20 protein-coding genes are annotated in these 17,817 nt (G+C 61.7%); 11 read left to right on the top strand and 9 right to left on the bottom strand.

Annotated elements, in window-relative coordinates; genetic code table 11:
* Window positions 1-13: 13 nt before the first annotated feature.
* From BLO50_RS15275 to BLO50_RS15260, 4 genes are all read right to left on the bottom strand, one after another.
* A complete protein-coding gene (locus BLO50_RS15275) occupies window positions 14-877 on the bottom strand; it encodes an endonuclease/exonuclease/phosphatase family protein (RefSeq protein ID WP_090254431.1) in 864 nt (287 codons plus the stop codon).
* A 23-nt stretch (window positions 878-900) separates the two neighbouring features.
* Window positions 901-1,530, bottom strand: coding sequence for a thiol:disulfide interchange protein DsbA/DsbL (locus tag BLO50_RS15270; RefSeq protein ID WP_090254429.1), 630 nt, complete (start codon window positions 1,528-1,530; stop codon window positions 901-903).
* Between the two features lie 154 nt (window positions 1,531-1,684).
* On the bottom strand, window positions 1,685-2,290 hold the full coding sequence (locus tag BLO50_RS15265; protein WP_090254427.1) for a c-type cytochrome: 606 nt from the start codon (window positions 2,288-2,290) through the stop codon (window positions 1,685-1,687).
* A gap of 45 nt (window positions 2,291-2,335) precedes the next feature.
* Window positions 2,336-2,626 carry a c-type cytochrome gene (locus BLO50_RS15260; protein ID WP_090254425.1) on the bottom strand — a complete coding sequence of 97 codons (291 nt, stop codon included), beginning with the start codon at window positions 2,624-2,626 and terminating at the stop codon, window positions 2,336-2,338.
* A gap of 246 nt (window positions 2,627-2,872) precedes the next feature.
* Here BLO50_RS15260 and yihA point away from each other — a divergent pair, with 246 nt between their 5' ends.
* Window positions 2,873-3,526: a ribosome biogenesis GTP-binding protein YihA/YsxC gene (yihA, locus tag BLO50_RS15255; RefSeq protein ID WP_090254423.1), complete on the top strand. Its 654-nt coding sequence runs from the start codon at window positions 2,873-2,875 to the stop codon at window positions 3,524-3,526.
* A 306-nt stretch (window positions 3,527-3,832) separates the two neighbouring features.
* Here the strand turns inward: yihA and polA are convergent, their stop codons facing one another.
* Entirely contained in the window at window positions 3,833-6,688 is a 2,856-nt protein-coding gene (polA, locus tag BLO50_RS15250; protein WP_090254421.1) for a DNA polymerase I, read from the bottom strand.
* Window positions 6,689-6,762: 74 nt separating this feature from the next.
* Here polA and BLO50_RS15245 point away from each other — a divergent pair, with 74 nt between their 5' ends.
* Entirely contained in the window at window positions 6,763-7,047 is a 285-nt protein-coding gene (locus BLO50_RS15245) for a DUF2782 domain-containing protein (RefSeq protein ID WP_090254419.1), read from the top strand.
* Between the two features lie 15 nt (window positions 7,048-7,062).
* A complete protein-coding gene (locus BLO50_RS15240; protein WP_090254417.1) occupies window positions 7,063-8,013 on the top strand; it encodes a homoserine kinase in 951 nt (316 codons plus the stop codon).
* Between the two features lie 14 nt (window positions 8,014-8,027).
* Here BLO50_RS15240 and znuA read toward each other — a convergent pair whose 3' ends face one another.
* On the bottom strand, window positions 8,028-9,005 hold the full coding sequence (gene znuA, locus BLO50_RS15235) for a zinc ABC transporter substrate-binding protein ZnuA (RefSeq protein ID WP_090254415.1): 978 nt from the start codon (window positions 9,003-9,005) through the stop codon (window positions 8,028-8,030).
* A 66-nt stretch (window positions 9,006-9,071) separates the two neighbouring features.
* On the opposite strand from znuA, the gene BLO50_RS15230 reads away from it, so the two are divergent.
* From BLO50_RS15230 to BLO50_RS15200, 7 genes are all read left to right on the top strand, one after another.
* Window positions 9,072-9,557 carry a Fur family transcriptional regulator gene (locus BLO50_RS15230; protein WP_090254414.1) on the top strand — a complete coding sequence of 162 codons (486 nt, stop codon included), beginning with the start codon at window positions 9,072-9,074 and terminating at the stop codon, window positions 9,555-9,557.
* The gene (gene znuC, locus BLO50_RS15225; RefSeq protein WP_090254412.1) at window positions 9,554-10,360 is read left to right on the top strand and encodes a zinc ABC transporter ATP-binding protein ZnuC; all 807 of its coding nucleotides are present in this window, start codon (window positions 9,554-9,556) and stop codon (window positions 10,358-10,360) included. The genes BLO50_RS15230 and znuC overlap by 4 nt, the downstream gene beginning before the upstream one ends.
* Window positions 10,353-11,141, top strand: coding sequence for a zinc ABC transporter permease subunit ZnuB (gene znuB, locus BLO50_RS15220; RefSeq protein ID WP_090254410.1), 789 nt, complete (start codon window positions 10,353-10,355; stop codon window positions 11,139-11,141). The genes znuC and znuB overlap by 8 nt, the downstream gene beginning before the upstream one ends.
* A gap of 68 nt (window positions 11,142-11,209) precedes the next feature.
* Window positions 11,210-12,064, top strand: a complete 855-nt coding sequence (locus BLO50_RS15215; RefSeq protein WP_090254408.1) for a PA5502 family lipoprotein — start codon at window positions 11,210-11,212, stop codon at window positions 12,062-12,064.
* Window positions 12,065-12,265: 201 nt separating this feature from the next.
* Window positions 12,266-13,273 carry a methionine ABC transporter ATP-binding protein gene (locus tag BLO50_RS15210; protein ID WP_090254406.1) on the top strand — a complete coding sequence of 336 codons (1,008 nt, stop codon included), beginning with the start codon at window positions 12,266-12,268 and terminating at the stop codon, window positions 13,271-13,273.
* Window positions 13,273-13,950, top strand: coding sequence for a methionine ABC transporter permease (locus tag BLO50_RS15205; protein WP_090254404.1), 678 nt, complete (start codon window positions 13,273-13,275; stop codon window positions 13,948-13,950). Before BLO50_RS15210 ends, BLO50_RS15205 begins: the two co-directional genes overlap by 1 nt.
* 79 nt (window positions 13,951-14,029) lie before the next feature.
* The gene (locus BLO50_RS15200; protein WP_090254402.1) at window positions 14,030-14,800 is read left to right on the top strand and encodes a MetQ/NlpA family ABC transporter substrate-binding protein; all 771 of its coding nucleotides are present in this window, start codon (window positions 14,030-14,032) and stop codon (window positions 14,798-14,800) included.
* Window positions 14,801-14,855: 55 nt separating this feature from the next.
* Here the strand turns inward: BLO50_RS15200 and BLO50_RS15195 are convergent, their stop codons facing one another.
* Window positions 14,856-15,725: a LysR family transcriptional regulator gene (locus BLO50_RS15195; RefSeq protein ID WP_090254399.1), complete on the bottom strand. Its 870-nt coding sequence runs from the start codon at window positions 15,723-15,725 to the stop codon at window positions 14,856-14,858.
* 110 nt (window positions 15,726-15,835) lie between these two features.
* On the opposite strand from BLO50_RS15195, the gene BLO50_RS15190 reads away from it, so the two are divergent.
* Complete coding sequence (locus tag BLO50_RS15190; RefSeq protein WP_090254397.1) at window positions 15,836-16,261, top strand: VOC family protein; 426 nt, start codon at window positions 15,836-15,838, stop codon at window positions 16,259-16,261.
* Window positions 16,262-16,265: 4 nt separating this feature from the next.
* Here the strand turns inward: BLO50_RS15190 and BLO50_RS15185 are convergent, their stop codons facing one another.
* On the bottom strand, window positions 16,266-16,898 hold the full coding sequence (locus BLO50_RS15185; protein ID WP_090254395.1) for an SCO family protein: 633 nt from the start codon (window positions 16,896-16,898) through the stop codon (window positions 16,266-16,268).
* An 11-nt stretch (window positions 16,899-16,909) separates the two neighbouring features.
* Window positions 16,910-17,809: a heme o synthase gene (gene cyoE, locus BLO50_RS15180; RefSeq protein ID WP_090254393.1), complete on the bottom strand. Its 900-nt coding sequence runs from the start codon at window positions 17,807-17,809 to the stop codon at window positions 16,910-16,912.
* Window positions 17,810-17,817 lie beyond the last annotated feature (8 nt).

Raw genomic sequence — 17,817 nt, 5'->3', positions numbered from 1 at the left:
TTGCAGTCCACGTTTAAGGCTCACTCAGCATAGGCGTTGCGGGCCCATAGAGTGAAGTGGGCAAACGAATTTGCACGGCCACGGGCAAGTGATCGGAAATAGGCTGCGACAGCACTTCACAGCGCTCCAGGGGTAACTCCGGGCTGAGCAGAATGTGGTCCAGGCAGCGCTGCGGCCTCCAGCTTGGAAAAGTCGCCTCGATCTGCGGAGCAACCAGGCCAAGGTCGCGCAGCGGCGAATGCAGCAGCAAATCATTGGCATGGGTGTTCATATCGCCCATCAGCACCATGTGCCGATAGTCACTGAGCAGTTCGCGGATATAAGCCAGCTGACGGGTACGAGTACGCGCGCCAAGGGACAGGTGCATCATCACCACGGCAATCGCGTCCGGTCCTTCACCGATGCGCAGCAACATCGCGCCGCGGCCGGGTGGGCCGGGCAGCGGGTGGTCTTCCAGCAAACTGGGACGCAAACGACTGAGCACACCGTTGCTATGCTGCGCGAAACGGCCAAGGTTACGGTTGAGTTGCTGGTACCAGTAAGGGAAGGCGCCGAGATGCGCGAGGTGCTCGACCTGATTGACGTAGCCCGAGCGCAGGCTGCCGCCATCGACCTCCTGAAGCGCGACCAAGTCGAAATCACCAAGCAAATCGCCAATCCGTTGCAGATTGCCGCTGCGCCCGGCATGCGGCAACAGATGCTGCCAGCTGCGTGTCAGGTAGTGGTGATAACGCTGGGTGCTGATGCCGACCTGAATGTTGAAACTGAGCAACCGCAGGCTGCCATTTTGCGGCCAGTCGTCGGCTGGCGCACAACGCGGATTGACCTGTGGATCGCACAGGTCAATCGCCCGTCTGGCCGGCCAGCGCCTGAGCATTACGCGTTATCCGCGCACGCCGATTACTGCGCGGCGCGTTCTTTGGCGATCAGATGATCCGCCACTTGCAGGGTTTGCTGCGGGCCGCCCGAACTGCTGATGTCAAAACGGTATTTGCCGTTGACGATCATCACCGGAACACCAGTGATCTGGTAAGCCATGGCGAGTTTCTTGGCCTTTTCCAGCTGGCTCTTCACGCCAAACGAATTGTAGGTTTTGAGGAAGGCGTCCTTGTCGATGCCTTCGGCAGCCAGGAAGTCGGCCATTTCTTCCGGGGTGGCGAGCTTCTTGCCCTGTACGTGGATGGCGTCAAACACTGCGGCATGCACCTTGTGCTCGGCTTTCATCGCTTCCAGGGTGATAAACATCTGACCGTGTACGTTCCACATGCCACCGAACATGGCCGGAATGCGGACGAAGTTGACGTCATCCGGCAGGGTGTCGATCCATGGGTTGATGGTTTCTTCAAATTTGTAGCAATGGCCACAGCCGTACCAGAACAGCTCAACCACTTCGATCTTGCCGGGCTTGGCAACCGGTACTGGATTGCTTAGCTCAACATACTGCTTGCCCGCTTCAATTGGCTCGGCATGAGCGCTCAAGCCAAACAGGCTGGCGGTGACGAGAGTGGCACTGAGGATCAGGTTACGCATGCATTACTCCTTGGCTATAAACGGCGCGTGATGGCGAACCGGAGTTCGACCTGCGAAGCAAACTGGGGTTCCGTGCATTGTAGCGATGCCCACAATGAAAAAGGGTGGCCTGGGCCACCCTAATTTCATCACAACATGTCGCAGAATTCGCGAATCAATGCAGACCTTGGATAAAGCTGGAAACCGCTTCGATATCCTTGTTGCTCAGCTTGGCCGCGATGGAGCGCATGATCATGGTGTCACCATCGTTGGTGCGGTTGCCTTCACGGAAATCCGTCAGCTGCTTGGCAATGTAGGTTGCATGCTGGCCACCCAGTTGCGGGAAACCGGCGGCGTCCAGGCCAGCACCGTTCGGCGAATGGCAGCCAGTGCAGGCCGGCATGCCTTCATCCAATTTGCCGCCCCGGAACAGCTCGCCGCCCCGCGCGACCAATTTCGGGTCAGCGGCGCCCACGCTCATTTGCTGGCTAGCAAAGTAAGCCGAGATGTCCTGCAGATCCTGATCACTCAGGTTATCCAGCAAACCGGTCATTTCCACAATTGGACGGGCACCCGATTTGATGTCCTTCAGCTGCTTGAGCAAGTAGCGCTCGCCTTGCCCAGCCAGTTTCGGGAAGTTCGGTGCAGCACTGTTGCCATCGGCACCATGGCACGCACCACACACAACCACCTTACCCTGGCCAGCTTCAGCATTGCCTGCAGCATGTGCGAAGCCAGTGAGGCCCAGGGTCAACAGCAGACTCACGAGTACTTTGTTCATCAGCTAATCCAATTTGCGACTAAGAAAAAGAGTTTGTGCCCAGGCCTACTCGGACATCAGTTTGATGACCGCTTGGTAATCCTCGGCCGAGCAATCCATGCACAGGCCGCGAGGCGGCATGGCATTTAGACCATTGGTGACGCTCAGTACCAGCGCATCCATGCCCTTGGCCAGACGCGGCTCCCATGCAGCTTTATCACCACGCTTGGGAGCAGTTGGGATGGCGCCGCTATGGCACACACCGCACGCACGGGCGTAGACGGCTTCCGGGTCCTGTGCAGCTTGAGCACTCAACGACAGCATCAACGCACTGGCTGCAATCAGCAATTTTTTCATCAGATCAACCTCATCAGGGAGGGGAACGTACTGCTTTCTATGGGCAGATGATCTAAATCGTTCCCGTGAACACTTATCCAAAAACGGGAGAAAGCGCACACAAAATCTGCGCCATTATATACTGGCGTCATTGAAACGGAAACGACGCAGCTTGCCCGCTATGCGGCAACAGGCAGGCTGCGCGCAAATGTCGCAAGGGCATCGCGCCTGTAACGCCACTCTATGCCCGCCCTCACGGATACCCAGATGCAAGCCAAAAACCCCATTATCGGTCTGTGCCAACAGGCTACTTTCCTTATCAGCGCGGCCAAAGTTGACCAGTGCCCTGAAGATTTCGGCCATGAAGTGGCCTTCGCCGGGCGCTCCAACGCCGGTAAATCCAGCGCGCTGAACACCCTTACCCACGCCAGTCTGGCACGTACCTCGAAGACGCCGGGGCGCACCCAGCTGCTCAACTTCTTCAAACTTGACGAAGAGCGCCGCCTGGTCGACTTGCCGGGTTACGGGTATGCCAAGGTGCCGATCCCGTTGAAACTGCACTGGCAGAAACACCTGGAAGCCTACCTAGGTAGCCGCGAATGCTTGCGCGGGTTGATGTTGATGATGGACATCCGCAAACCGCTGACCGAGTTCGATATCCTCATGCTGGATTGGTCGGTTGCCAGCGAAATGCCCATGCACATCCTGCTGACCAAGGCCGATAAGCTGGCTTTTGGTGCAGCTAAGAACACCTTGCTCAAGGTTCGCCAGGATATTCAAAAGGGCTGGGGTGATCGCGTCAGCATCCAATTATTCTCGGCGCCCAAGCGCATTGGCATCGAAGACGCTCAGGAAGTGCTGGCGCAATGGATGCAGCTGGGCGAATTTGCCCTGCCGGATGATGAAGAGCTCGATGCCTGATTGACGCAGCCAAGGGCAGCAGCCCTGGGTTAGCAGGCAAAAAAAACCCCGAAACTTCTTATGGGGGAGGGAAGTTTCGGGGTTCAACATCCGAACCGCTAGGGCGGGGTCCAGAATCTGCCAACACTTAACACAACAAAGGAGCATCGAATGGTTGTCTAGGCCATTCATAAACTCTGAGTGGTTAAGCCGAGGCAAAGTTCAGGATCGTGGCGTAATTAATTAGTTATAAGCGGGGCCGTATTGATACTCATACGCCTTTAGCGCCCGCCATGCGGGCGCTGCAGCCAAATTACAGCGCGCGAATCAATGGGCTTCATCCCAGTTATCGCCCACACCCACTTCCACCAGCAACGGCACATCCAGCGCGGCGGCATTGCCCATCAGCGGCTTGATCTGCTCGCTGACCTGCTCGACCAGATCCTCACGCACTTCCAGCACCAGTTCGTCGTGCACCTGCAGGATGACTTTGGCATCCAGGCCGGATTCGCTCAGCCAGTTATCCACGGTGACCATCGCACGCTTGATGATGTCCGCCGCCGTGCCCTGCATCGGCGCGTTGATCGCGGTGCGCTCGGCGCCTTTACGCAGCGCCTGGTTCTTCGCGTGGATATCCGGCAGGTACAGGCGACGGCCGAACAGGGTTTCGACAAAACCCTGCTCGGAGGCCTGCTCGCGGGTGCGTTCCATATAAGCCAGTACGCCGGGGTAACGGGCGAAATACACATCGATATAGGCCTGCGCCTGTTTGCGGTCGCAGCCGATCTGCTTAGCCAGGCCGAACGCGCTCATGCCGTAGATCAGACCGAAGTTGATCGCCTTGGCGCTGCGGCGCTGATCACTGGTGACCTCCTCCAACGGCACGCCGAACACTTCGGCGGCGGTGGCCTTGTGCACATCGCGGCCATGGCGGAAGGCATCCAGCAGGCTTTCGTCCTTGGCCAGGTGGGCCATGATGCGCAGCTCGATCTGCGAATAGTCCGCCGCCAGCAGCTTGTAGCCCTTCGGCGCGACAAAGGCCTGGCGAATACGCCGACCTTCAGCAGTGCGGATCGGGATGTTCTGCAGGTTTGGGTCGGTGGACGACAGGCGCCCAGTGGCCGCTACCGCCTGGTGGTAGCTGGTGTGGATACGTCCGGTGCGCGGGTTGATCTGCTCTGGCAGACGGTCGGTGTAGGTACTTTTCAGTTTGCTTAAGGAACGGTACTGCATCAGGACCTTGGGCAGCTCGAAGTCCTGCTCGGCCAGCTCAGCGAGCACCGCTTCGGCGGTGGAGGCCTGACCCTTGGCGGTTTTGCTAAGCACCGGCAAACCGAGTTTCTCGTAGAGGATCACCCCGAGCTGCTTGGGCGAGGCCAGATTGAACTCTTCACCAGCAATCTCGAAGGCCTGACGCTCCAGGGCCACCAGCTTTTCGCCCAATTCGTTGCTTTGTAGGCCGAGCAGGTTGGCATCCACCAGCGCCCCCTGGCGTTCGATACGCGCCAGCACCGGCACCAGTGGCATTTCGATTTCCTGCAGCACCTTGGCCAGGCTCGGCTCGGCCGACAGTTTGCTCCACAGGTGCTGGTGCAGACGCAGGGTCACGTCAGCATCTTCGGCGGCATAGGGTGCAGCCTGGGCCAGGTCGATCTGGTCGAAGGTCAGCTGCTTGGCGCCTTTGCCGGCGATGTCCTCAAAACGGATATTGCTGTGATCCAGGTACTTGAACGCCAGGCTGTCCATATCGTGACGGGTGGCGGTGGAGTCCAGCACATAGGATTCGAGCATGGTGTCGAAGGCCACGCCCTGCACCGCAATCGGCGTCGAGGCATTGGCGAGGATATTGATGTCGTACTTGGCGTGCTGACCGACCTTGGCCTTGTTCGGGTCTTCCAGGATCGGCTTCAGCGCCTTGAGCACCGCATCGCGGTCGAGCTGGGTCGGTACACCCATATAGGAATGCGCGACCGGGATATAGGCTGCTTCGCCGGCCTTGACCGCAAAGGACAGGCCGACCAACTGGGCCTTTTGTGCGTCCAGGCCGGTGGTTTCAGTGTCGAACGCGATCAGCTCGGCGTTGCGCAGTTTCTCCAGCCACTGATCGAACTGCGCCTGATCGAGGATGCACTGGTAATCGCCCAACGCTGCCGCGGCGGGCAACTCGGCAACAACCACCCCGGCAGTCGGTGCATCAGCGGCCACTGGAGCTGGCGCGACTACAGCGGCGGCACTGGCGCTAGGAGCCAGAGTAAACAAGTCATCGGTAGGCGCTGCGACCGGGGCTTTGACCGCCGGGGCCGGATTGCTGCGCAGCAGTTCATCACGCCAGGTCTTGAATTCCAGCTCGGCGTACAGCTCCATCAGCGCCGGCACATCCATCTCGCTTGGGTGCAGCGAGTCGATGGCAATATTCAGCGGTACATCCAGCTTGATGGTCGCCAGCGCGTAGGACAGATACGCCATGTCCTTATGCTCGGTGAGCTTGGCCGGCAGGGTCTTGGCCCCACGAATCGGCAATTCCGGCACTTTGTCGAGATTGGCGTAGAGCACATCCAGACCGCCGCCGACGCCGACCAGCAAGCCCAGCGCGGTCTTCTCGCCCACGCCTGGCACGCCGGGAATGTTGTCGACCTTATCGCCCATCAGCGCCAGGTAGTCGATGATCAGCTCAGGACCGACACCGAATTTCGCTTTCACGCCATCGATGTCATAGACGCTACCGGTCATGGTGTTGACCAGCGTAACGTGCGGGCAGACTAGCTGCGCCATGTCCTTGTCGCCGGTGGAGATCACCACGTCACGGCCCTCGGCTGCGCACTGGCGGGCCAGGGTGCCGATCACGTCATCGGCCTCAACGCCCTCGACACACAGCAGCGGGTAGCCCATGGCCTTGACGCTGGCGTGCAGCGGCTCGACCTGGACGCGCAACTCATCGGGCATCGACGGGCGATTGGCCTTGTACTCGGCGAACATTTCATCGCGGAAGGTCCCTCCCTTGGCGTCGAACACCACGGCAAACGGGCTTTTCGGGTACTGCTTGCGCAGGCTCTTGAGCATGTTCAGCACGCCCTTCACCGCACCGGTGGGCAAGCCCTTGGAGGTGGTCAGCGGCGGCAGGGCGTGGAAGGCACGGTAAAGGTAAGACGAACCGTCAACCAGAACGAGAGGGGCTTGGCTCATGAGCAGGATCAACCTTTTCGGCGGGGGCGGCGGTAGAATGGCCGCACCATTGGAATCAAAGGGACAAGGTTATCATGCGCGCACTCAATCGCCTGTTGCTCGCCAGCCTGCTGGCATTCACCACCCTGGTCGCCCACGCCGAAGATCCGGTTTCGGCCGACCCGGATGTAACCATTCGCCAGGACGGCGACCGCACCATCCATGAATACCGGGTCAACGGTTTTCTCTACGCGGTCAAGGTCATCCCTAAAGGCGGCAAACCGTACTTCCTGGTACGCGCCGATGGCAGCGATGGCAACTTCGTCCGCTCGGACAGCCCGGATATGTTGATTCCGGCCTGGGAAATTTTCAGCTGGTAAGAAGGCAGTTCTGCAATGTCGGTGTTTACCCCGCTTGAGCGTCACGAGCTCGAGGCGTTTCTCGCCCCCTATGGCCTGGGTCGCTTGCGCGACTTCCAGGGCATTGCTGCGGGCAGCGAGAACAGCAATTTCTTCGTCAGCCTGGAGCAGGGCGAATTCGTTCTGACCCTGATCGAGCGCGGCCCAAGCGCCGACTTGCCCTTCTTTATAGAACTGCTGGACGTGCTGCACGACGCCGGCCTGCCGGTGCCCTACGCCCTGCGTACGACCAGCGGCGAAGCGCTGCGCAGCCTGGCGGCAAAACCGGCGCTGCTGCAACCGCGCCTGGCCGGCAAGCATGTACATGAAGCCAACCCGCATCACTGTCAGGAAGTCGGTGCGCTGCTGGCGCGCATCCACCTGGCCACGCGCAATCAGCCGCTGCCGCGCAAGAGTGATCGGGGGCTGGACTGGATGCTCGCCGAAGGGCCAAGCCTGGCCCTGAAGTTGCCTGATGAACAGGTGCCACTGCTGCGTGATGCACTGGCGGAGATCCACACGCTGAAGCCGCGCATCCTCGCCTTGCCGCAGGCCAACCTGCATGCCGACCTGTTCCGCGACAACGTGCTGTTCGACGGTAACCACCTGGCCGGAGTGATCGACTTCTACAACGCCTGTTCGGGGCCGATGCTCTATGACTTGGCGATTGCCCTGAACGACTGGTGCTCGCGGGATGACGGCAGCCTCGACAGCAAGCGCGCGCAGGCACTGCTAGGCGCCTACGCTGGTTTACGACCCTTTACCGCGGCCGAAGCTGAACTGTGGCCGGCCATGCTGCGCATCGCCTGTGTGCGCTTCTGGCTGTCACGCCTGATCGCTGCCGAATCCTTCGCCGGCCAAGAAGTGCTGATCCACGACCCGGCAGAATTCCAGCGCCGCCTGGCCCAGCGTCAGCAGGTTGAGCTGGCGCTACCGTTCGCCTTCTAAAGTCCGGGCGCTGATTACAGCGCCTCGAGACACCCGGCCAATTCGCCCGCCATGTTTTCCAGCAGGGCTTCGTAGCCGCCAGCATCCACTGGCAAAGCGCCGCCCATAGCGTCTAACTCAGCCAAGGTGACCGGCAGGCCGGCGGTCAGGGTTTGCGCCAGGCGCGGGCGAAACGGCGGCTCGCTGAACACACAACTCGGGCCGGCCTGCTGCAAGCGTTCGCGCATGGCAGCCACGTGCTGGGCACCGGGCTGCACCTCGCCGAGCACACTGAATACCCCGGCGTGCTTGAGGCCATAGGCTGCCTCGAAGTAGTCGTAGGCTTCGTGGAAAACGAAGTAGGGCTTGCCAGCCAGGCCGTTCAGGCGACTTTTCAGGCGCTGATCCAGAGCATCCAGACGCTCGCCGAATGCCTTGGCATTGGCCTGGTAACGCGCGGCATTGGCCGGGTCGGCTTGCGCCAGGTCGGTGGCGATCTTGCCGGCAATCACCCGGGCATTGGCCGGCAGCAACCAGAGGTGCGCGTCCAGGCTGCCGGGGCGGTGGGCGTGGTCATGCTGGTCAGCGGCATGCGCGTGATCTGCGTGATCTGCGTGATCTGCGTGATCTGCGTGATCATCCTCATGCTCGGCGTGTTGCGCATCGCTGTCGCCAAAATGACGCAAGGACATACCTGGAACATCCTGCACCGCCACACTCGGCTTATCGCGGCCAGCCAGCACGCGCGGCAGGAAGCTTTCCAGATCCGGGCCGATCCAGTACAGCAGGTCGGCTTCGCGCACGCTGCGCACATCGGAGGGGCGCAGCGCATAGTGGTGCGGTGAAGCGCCAGGCGGCAGCAGTACATCAGGCTGGCCAACGCCATCCTGCACAGCAGCGGCAATCAGCTGCAGCGGCTTGATGCTGGTCAGTACGCGCACATCGGCGTGAACCGCGAAACTCAGGGGAAAAGTGATAAACAACAGGGCAAAAGCCGGAAAAAGACGCAACACGGAGAGCACTCAAGCGGGAAGGAACGGGTAATATAATAACGTCTCTCACCTTATTCGTCGTTGCCCATGACTCAAGCGCCCCTGGCCTCACGCCCACACGACCATTCTCATTGCGTCAGCCATGCCCTGGCCGAGGCGGAAAGCATCTGCACGCGCCAGGGGCTGCGCCTGACCACCTTACGTAAACGCGTGCTGGAACTGGTCTGGGCCAGCCACAAACCGCTGGGCGCCTACGACATTCTCGGCGTGTTGAGCGACGAAGACGGCCGCCGCGCCGCGCCGCCGACGGTGTACCGCGCCCTGGATTTCCTGCTGGAAAACGGCCTGGTGCACCGCATCGCCTCGCTTAACGCCTTTGTCGGCTGCAGCCACCCGGAACACGCTCACCAGGGCCAGTTCCTGATCTGCCGAAGCTGCAATGCGGCCATCGAGCTGGAACAGGCCACGATCAGCGACGCCATTATCAGCAGCGCGGCCGGTGTCGGCTTTGCCGTGGAAAGCCAGACAGTGGAAGTGGTCGGCCTCTGCGCGGGCTGCCAGGAGCCGACATGAGCGACGCCCTGATCCGCCTCAACGGAGTGGGCGTGACCTTCGCCGGGCAGCATGTGCTGCAGGATGTACAGCTCAGCGTGAAACCTGGGGAAATCGTCACCCTGATCGGCCCCAACGGCGCCGGTAAAACCACCCTGGTGCGCGCTGTACTCGGCCTGCTCAAGCCGGACAGCGGCAGCGTCTGGCGCAAGCCCAAACTGCGCGTCGGCTATATGCCGCAGAAGCTGCATGTCGATGCCACCCTGCCGCTCTCGGTGCTGCGTTTTCTGCGCCTGGTGCCGGGCGTCAGCCGCACGGATGTGCAAGCAGCGCTGGCCGAAGTGGGCGCGGAACAGGTAATCGACAGCCCGCTGCAAAGCATCTCCGGCGGCGAACTGCAGCGCGTGCTGCTAGCACGTGCCCTGCTGCGCAAGCCAGAACTGTTGGTGCTGGATGAGCCGGTACAGGGCGTCGACGTTGCCGGCCAGGCTGAGTTGTACCGCTTGATCACCCAACTGCGCGATCGCCATGGTTGCGGCGTGCTGATGGTCTCCCACGACCTGCACCTGGTGATGAGCACCACTGATCAGGTGGTCTGCCTCAACCGTCACGTCTGCTGTTCTGGGCACCCGGAGCAGGTCAGCTTCGATCCGGCCTTTGTCGAGCTGTTCGGCGAGGACGCCAAGAGCCTGGCCGTCTACACCCACCACCATGACCATGAGCACGATCTGCATGGCGCGGTAGTTACCGAAACACCTGCGGGCCTGAGCATCAAAGGCCCGGTAAAACCGCATATTCACGGAGATGGCTGCAAGCATGGCTGATTTTCTGCTCAACGCCCTGCTCGCCGGCCTCGCCCTGGCGCTAGTCGCCGGCCCGCTGGGTTCCTTTGTGGTGTGGCGGCGCATGGCTTATTTCGGCGACACCCTGTCGCATGCCGCGTTGCTCGGCGTGGCCCTCGGCCTGATGCTCGACGTCAGCCCGACCCTGGCGGTGACCGTCGGCTGCGTGCTCCTGGCGGTCTTGCTGGTGACCCTGCAAAGCCGCCAGCCGCTGGCCTCCGACACTCTGCTCGGCATCCTCGCCCACAGCACCTTGTCGCTGGGCCTGGTGGTGCTGAGCTTTATGCAGGATGTACGCATCGACCTGATGGGCTATCTATTCGGCGACCTGCTGGCGGTCGGCCCCACTGATCTCGCCTGGATCATCGGCGGCAGCGCCCTGGTGCTGGTGCTGCTGGCCCTGCTGTGGCGGCCGTTGCTGGCGATTACCGTGCATGAAGAGCTGGCCAAGGTCGAAGGCCTGCCGGTGGCGGCAATTCGCCTGAGCCTGATGTTGTTGATCGCGGTGGTGATCGCCGTGGCGATGAAGATCGTCGGCGTGCTGCTGATCACCTCCCTGCTGATCATTCCGGCCGCTGCCGCCCAGCGCCATGCGCGCACCCCGGAACAGATGGCGTTCGGCGCCAGCCTACTGGGCATCGTCGCGGTATGCGCAGGGCTGAGCCTGTCCTGGTTTCAGGACACGCCGGCCGGGCCGTCCATCGTGGTCAGCGCCGCGGCATTGTTTCTACTGAGTTTTGCCCTTCCCAGACGCACCGCCTGAAAAATTGGTTGTGTCAGGCGGCGCAGTGTAAACTTGCGCGTTTTTTGCACAATTCGAGACGCGCAGTCATGAAATCGTTCGTTTTCCGTGGTTTTGCCCTGAGCCTGGTTCTGCTGCTGGCCGGCTGCCAAAGTGCGCCGCAGCAACCGGCCAACTTGCCGGTGGATGACCTGGTCAGCGCCTTTCGCCAGCTCGATCAGAGCCTGGCCAGCGGCGACCTGAGCAGCGCCGAAAGCCAGCTTGGCAGCCTGCAGCAACGCGCCGCCGGCGATACCCGTCTGGAGCAATACCAGCGCCAACTCGCCGAAGCCCATCTGCAACAGGGCCAGAAAGCCCTGCAGGCCGGTGATCTGGATAACGCCACCAAAGCCCTGAGCCGCGCTCGCAGCCTGATGCCGCAGGCGCCGGCACTGACCACCGGCCTGGATGGCGCCATCGCCCAGGCCCGTGAAGCCGAACTGGCCGCTGCCGAACAACGTCGCCGTGCCGCCGAGCAAGCGGCTGCCCAGGCCGAAGCCGCCCGCCTGGAGCAAGCGCGTCAGTTGCGCCTGGCGGCCGAGCGGCAGGCCGCCGCGATTCAGGCCACTCAGCTGCCGAATACCCCGCCAGCCGAAGAGCCCGCACCTGCCAAGCCGCAGGCGAGGCTGATCAACCCGGCCGCCGCCAGCAGCGTGATTGGCATGCCGATGCTGGATAATCAGGACAACGAGCGCCTGCGCAGCCTGCTCGACGGTGTGGCGGCGGATATGGTCGCGTTCAACTGCGCGGTGCGCATCGAAGTGCGCCAAGCCAAGGATTTCCCCTGGGTCGCCTCCCTGCTCAATGCGCGGATCAAGCGCCTGGACCCAAGTTTCAGCCCGCGCATAAGCCAGGTGATCAAGCCCGCTCAGGTGCCGCAGCTGGTGCTTAGCCCGCAGCGTTAACCACGTTGCGCTGCGATCACGACCGGGCTTGCCCGGTCGTTTGCATTGGCGCTGGCTACACTGCCCAGAGCAGTCAGCCATCTAATGCAATTTAGCTATAACCATAGGTCTACAAAGATTTTTGCGACCTAAACAGCGCCGGGTAGACTAGCCGCCGTTTCGGCCTACCCGGCAGCCCGAAAAACCCAAAAGGTTTATCCCGTGATCAATTTTCACCAGGTCCACAAGGCGTATCGCGTCAGTGGTCAGGACATCCCCGCGTTGCAACCGAGCGATCTGCAGATTGCCCGGGGCGAAGTGTTCGGCATCATCGGTCACTCCGGCGCCGGTAAAAGTACTCTGCTGCGCCTGATCAACCGCCTGGAGCAGCCTTCCGGCGGGCGTATCGAGATCGACGGCGAAGACGTTACCGCGCTCGATGCTACAGGCCTGCGGCGCTTCCGCCAGCAGGTCGGAATGATCTTCCAGCACTTCAATCTGCTGTCTTCCAAGACCGTCGCCGACAACGTCGCTCTGCCGCTGAAACTGGCCGGCGAGCTGCCGCGCAGTGCGATTAACGCCCGCGTGACTGAGTTGCTGGCCCGGGTCGGCCTGCAGGATCACGCCAACAAATACCCGGCGCAGCTCTCCGGTGGACAGAAACAGCGCGTCGGCATTGCCCGCGCCCTGGCCACCGAACCGAAGATTCTGCTGTGCGACGAAGCTACCAGCGCCCTCGACCCGCAGACCACCGCCTCGGTTTTGCAGCTGCTGGCCGAGATCAACCGCGAGCTGAACCTGACCATCGTGTTGATCACCCACGAGATGGACGTGATCCGCCGCGTCTGCGACCGCGTTGCCGTCATGGATGCCGGCGTTATCGTCGAATCCGGCCCGGTGGCCGAAGTGTTTCTGCATCCGCAGCACGCCACCACCAAGCGCTTCGTGCAGGAAGCCGAGCAGATCGACGAGAACGAACAGCGTGACGATTTTGCCCATGTCGCCGGGCGCATCCTGCGCCTGACCTTCCAGGGCGAGGCAACCTACGCGCCGCTGCTGGGCACCGTGGCCCGCGAAACCGGAGTGGATTACAGCATCCTCGCGGGACGTATCGACCGCATCAAGGACACCCCCTACGGCCAGCTGACCCTGGCCCTGACCGGCGGCGATCTCGACGCTGCGCTGGTGCGTTTCGAAGCCGCCGACGTGCATCTGGAGGTGCTGCGCTAATGGAAGCCTTACTGACTCGCCTGCTACCCAACGTTGATTGGGCGGAAATCGGCTACGCCAGCCTGGACACCCTGAGCATGCTCGGCGGCTCCATGCTGTTTACTGTGCTGCTCGGCCTACCGCTGGGTGTGCTGCTGTTTCTCACCAGCCCACGGCAGATGTTCGAGCAGAAGGCCTTCTACGGCTTCCTGTCGCTGCTGGTGAACATTCTTCGTTCGGTGCCGTTCGTGATCCTGCTGATCGTGATGATCCCCTTCACGGTGATCGTCACCGGCACCTCGCTGGGCGTCGCCGGCGCCATCCCGCCGCTGGTAGTCGGGGCCACGCCGTTCTTCGCGCGCCTGGTGGAAACCGCACTGCGTGAAGTCGACCGCGGCATTATCGAAGCGACCCAGGCCATGGGCGCAACCACCCGGCAGATCGTGGTCAACGCACTGCTGCCCGAGGCACTGCCGGGGATTATCGCGGCCATCACCGTAACGGCGATCACCTTGGTGTCCTACACCGCCATGAGCGGCCTGATTGGCGGCGGCGGCCTCGGCGACCTGGCCGTGCGTTACGGCTATCAGCGTTATCAGCCGGACGTGATGGCGGTGACGGTGATCCTGCTGCTGGTGCTGGTACAGATTCTACAAACCGTCGGCGACAAGCTGGTGGTGCACTTTTCCAGAAAATAAGGTGTCCCACGGGGCACAAAAAATAGCGGAATACCGGTTACCTGCCGGACTCCGCACACATCCCACAAGGAGCTTTACGATGAAAAAACTGATCGCTGCATTCGCTGCCCTGGCAGCTTTTTCTGCCCAGGCCGAAAGCCTAAGCGTCGCGGCCACTGCCGTACCGCACGCGGAAATCCTCGAGTTCGTTAAGCCGGCCCTGGCCAAAGAAGGCGTTGAGCTGAACATCAAGGTCTTCACTGACTACGTGCAGCCGAACGTGCAAGTTGCCGAGCAGCGCCTGGATGCCAACTTCTTCCAGCACCAGCCGTACCTGGATGAATTCAACAAGAGCCGTGGCACCGAGCTGGTCAGCGTTGCCGGCGTGCACGTCGAGCCCTTCGGCGCCTACTCCAGCCAGCACAAAACCCTCGCCGACCTGCCGCAAGGCGCCAACGTGGTGATCCCTAACGACGCCACCAACGGCGGCCGTGCCCTGCTGCTGCTGCAAAAGGCCGGGCTTATCACCCTGAAGCCGGAAGCGGGCATCCTCGCCACGCCAAAAGATATCGTCGAGAACCCGAAAACCATCAAGGTGCGTGAGCTGGAAGCGGCTACTCTGCCGCGCGTGCTGACCCAGGTCGACCTGGCGCTGATCAACACCAACTACGCCCTGGAAGCCAAGCTCAACCCGACCAAGGATGCACTGATCATCGAAGGTAACGACTCGCCGTACGTCAACATTCTGGTTGCGCGTGCCGACAACAAGGACAACGCCGCCCTGCAGAAACTGGCCAAGGCGCTGAACAGCGCCGAAGTGAAAGCCTTTATCGCTGAGAAGTATCAAGGCGCTGTGGTTCCAGCGTTCTAAGACGCCGCGTTAGCTGCACCCTCTGCCAAACCCCGCCTCGTGCGGGGTTTGTCGTTTAGGGCCGGGCAGCAGCTTCGCGCAGGCACTCAAGCAGGCAATCCAGCGCCGGCTGACGCTGAGCGCGGCGCAATATCGCCACCAGTTCGCGGTGGAAGGTCAGCTCGCCCAGCTCAATCACCCGTAACTGTGTTGGCCGCTGCAGCCACAGACCAGCACGCGGAATCAGTGACACACCAAGCCCGCACTCGACCATCCGTACGATGGCCTCCAGCTCATCCAGTTCCAGCGCTTCCTGCACCACCAGACGCTGCTCGCGGAGGAACTGGTTGACCCGTCGCCCGCCAAACGAGCGTCGGTCGTAACGCACGAACGGCTGCTCGGCAAGGATCTGCAACGGATCATCCGCCGTTACGCCGAGCGGGGTGATCAGCACAAACGGCTCGCGCGCCAAGCTGATCTGCAGCAGTTCCTTGGGCAGCTCGAAGGGCGGTTTGATCAACAGCGCCAGGTCCAGTTCGCCGGCATCGATCTGGCTCAGCAGGTTCAAGGACACCCCCGGCACCAGCTTCAGCTCGAGCCGTGGGGCTGCCGCGCGGAAACGCGGCAAGGCTTCGGGCAGCAGACCCGTCTGCAAGGTGGCAATCGCGCCGACCTTGAGCTCGCCCTGCCACTCAGCCGCGCTGGTCGGCAGGGCCATCTGCGCATACAGCCCGAGCATCTGCTCCGCCAGCGGCAAGGCATGACGACCGGCCGCATTGAGCACCGCCGAGCGTCCACTGCGCTCGAACAGGCGGACGCCCAGCCCCTGCTCCAGCACACGCATCTGCGCGCTCACCGCCGACTGAGTCAGGCCAACCTGCTGACCCGCCGCCGCGAAGGTGCCATGCCGCGCCACCGCCACAAAGGTTTTCAACTCGCGCAGCATCGACGCCTCGAATGATCAATTTTGTTTGTGCTTGCGAGCAAGGATATTCGCTTTTAATCAGAATCGCTGTTGCTGAGAATCAGCAGACCACCCTTTCAAGGAACTTCAGCATGGCTCTCGCCCCCTTTCACCTGGCTATTCCCGTCTACGACCTGGCTGCCGCACGGCATTTCTATGGCGAGGTGTTCGGCTGCGCGGAGGGTCGCAGCAGTGCGCACTGGGTAGATTTCGACTTCTTCGGCCACCAGCTGGTGATCCACCAGGCGCCGAAGATGGCCTACCAGGAAGCGGCACACAGCAACCCGGTGGACGGCCACGACGTGCCGGTGCCGCATTTCGGTGTGGTGCTGGGCTGGGAGGATTGGCAGGTACTGGCGGCGCGGCTACAGGCCAAGGGCACGCCATTTGTGATCGAACCCTATGTGCGCTTCGCCGGCCAGGTCGGAGAGCAGGCCACGTTGTTCCTGCTCGACCCGTGCGGCAACGCCCTGGAGTTCAAGGCGTTCAAGGACATCAGCCAGCTCTTTGCCAAATAGCGCGTTATGGACGATCAAGCAGGCCGGGCAACTGCGCTGCCAGCTTGGCGTTGTTGATCGGTGCGCGGATAAAGCCGCGTTGCTTGCCGTCCGGGCCGATGATCACTAGGTTGCCGCTGTGATCGACGGTGTAGTTTTCCTTGCTGGTATCAGCCGGGATATACGGAATGCTGACGCCGTTGGCGAGCTTCTGCAGAGTCGCCTGCTCGCCAGTCAGGCCAATAAAACCCGCATCGAAATAATCCAGGTACTTCTTCAGTTGCTCCGGTGTGTCGCGATTGGGGTCAACCGTGACCAGCACGATGCGCAACTTGGCCAGGGTTTCCGGTGGTAGCTGACCTTGCAGTTGGCGCAACTGGGCGAGGGTGGCCGGGCAGATATCCGGGCAGAAGGTGTAACCGAAGAACAGCAGGCTCCACTGGTCCTTGAGCTGATCAACCGCCACCACCTGGCCATCCTGATTGGTCAGGCTTAGCTCCGGCAGGCTGCGACTTTGTGGCAGCAGGACGATGCCGGCATCGAGCAGAACGGTGGGATCACCCTGGCCCTTGCTGGTCAGCACCTTATTGACGGTCAGGCCCAGCACCAGGGCGACGATGGCAACGAGAACAAAAACGGTGATCTGGGTTCGGGTCATGGCACCAACGATTACAGGTTTAACAGCAGATAGTGGTCGACCAGCAGGGCGATAAACAGCGCGAAAAGATACCAGATGCTGTACTTGAAGGTGCTGATCGCCGCATGCGGTTTGCTGTCACGGTACAGCACCACCGCCCAGTACAGAAAGCGCCCGCCCAGCAGCACGGCGCAGGCGAGATAGAGCAGCCCGCTCATATGGATGGCATAAGGCAGCAGGGTCACGGCAAACATCACCAGGGTGTACAGCAGGATATGCACCTTGGTGTAGTGCTCGCCGTGGGTCACCGGCAGCATGGGGATATCGGCCTTGGCGTATTCCTCCTTGCGGTGGATGGCCAGGGCCCAGAAATGCGGTGGCGTCCAGGCGAAGATGATCAACACCAGCAGCAGCGGCTCGGCGCTAACATGCCCGGTAACCGCGACCCAGCCGAGCAGCGGTGGCGCTGCACCGGCTAGCCCGCCGATCACAATGTTCTGCGGCGTGGCACGTTTGAGAAAGCCGGTGTAGAGCACCGCGTAACCGAGCAAGGAGGCCAGGGTCAGCCAGGCCGCCAGCTCGTTGGTAAAGGTCAGCAGCAGGGCCATTCCGGCTACGGCCAGCAGCAGAGCAAAGCCCAGCGCCGCGGTCGGCGACAAACGCCCGGCCGTCACCGGCCGCTTGTGGGTACGCGCCATAATCGAGTCGATACGCCGGTCGACCACATGATTGACCGCCGCCGCCGCTCCGGCGCATAGGCCGATGCCCAGATTGCCAAAGATCAGCACCTGCCAGGCTACGCCCGCCCGTGTGGCGAGAAACATGCCGACCAAAGAGGTGATCAGCATCAGCACCACCACCCGCGGCTTGGTCAGCTCCAGGTAGTCGCGCCAGCTGGCGTGGGCTTGGTGTTCGCGCGCTAGAGTAGCCATAGGGTCTC

Origin of the sequence: Pseudomonas peli, from assembly GCF_900099645.1 — a bacterium.
Lineage (GTDB): Bacteria > Pseudomonadota > Gammaproteobacteria > Pseudomonadales > Pseudomonadaceae > Aquipseudomonas > Aquipseudomonas peli.
This window is presented reverse-complemented; position numbering and strand designations above follow the sequence as displayed.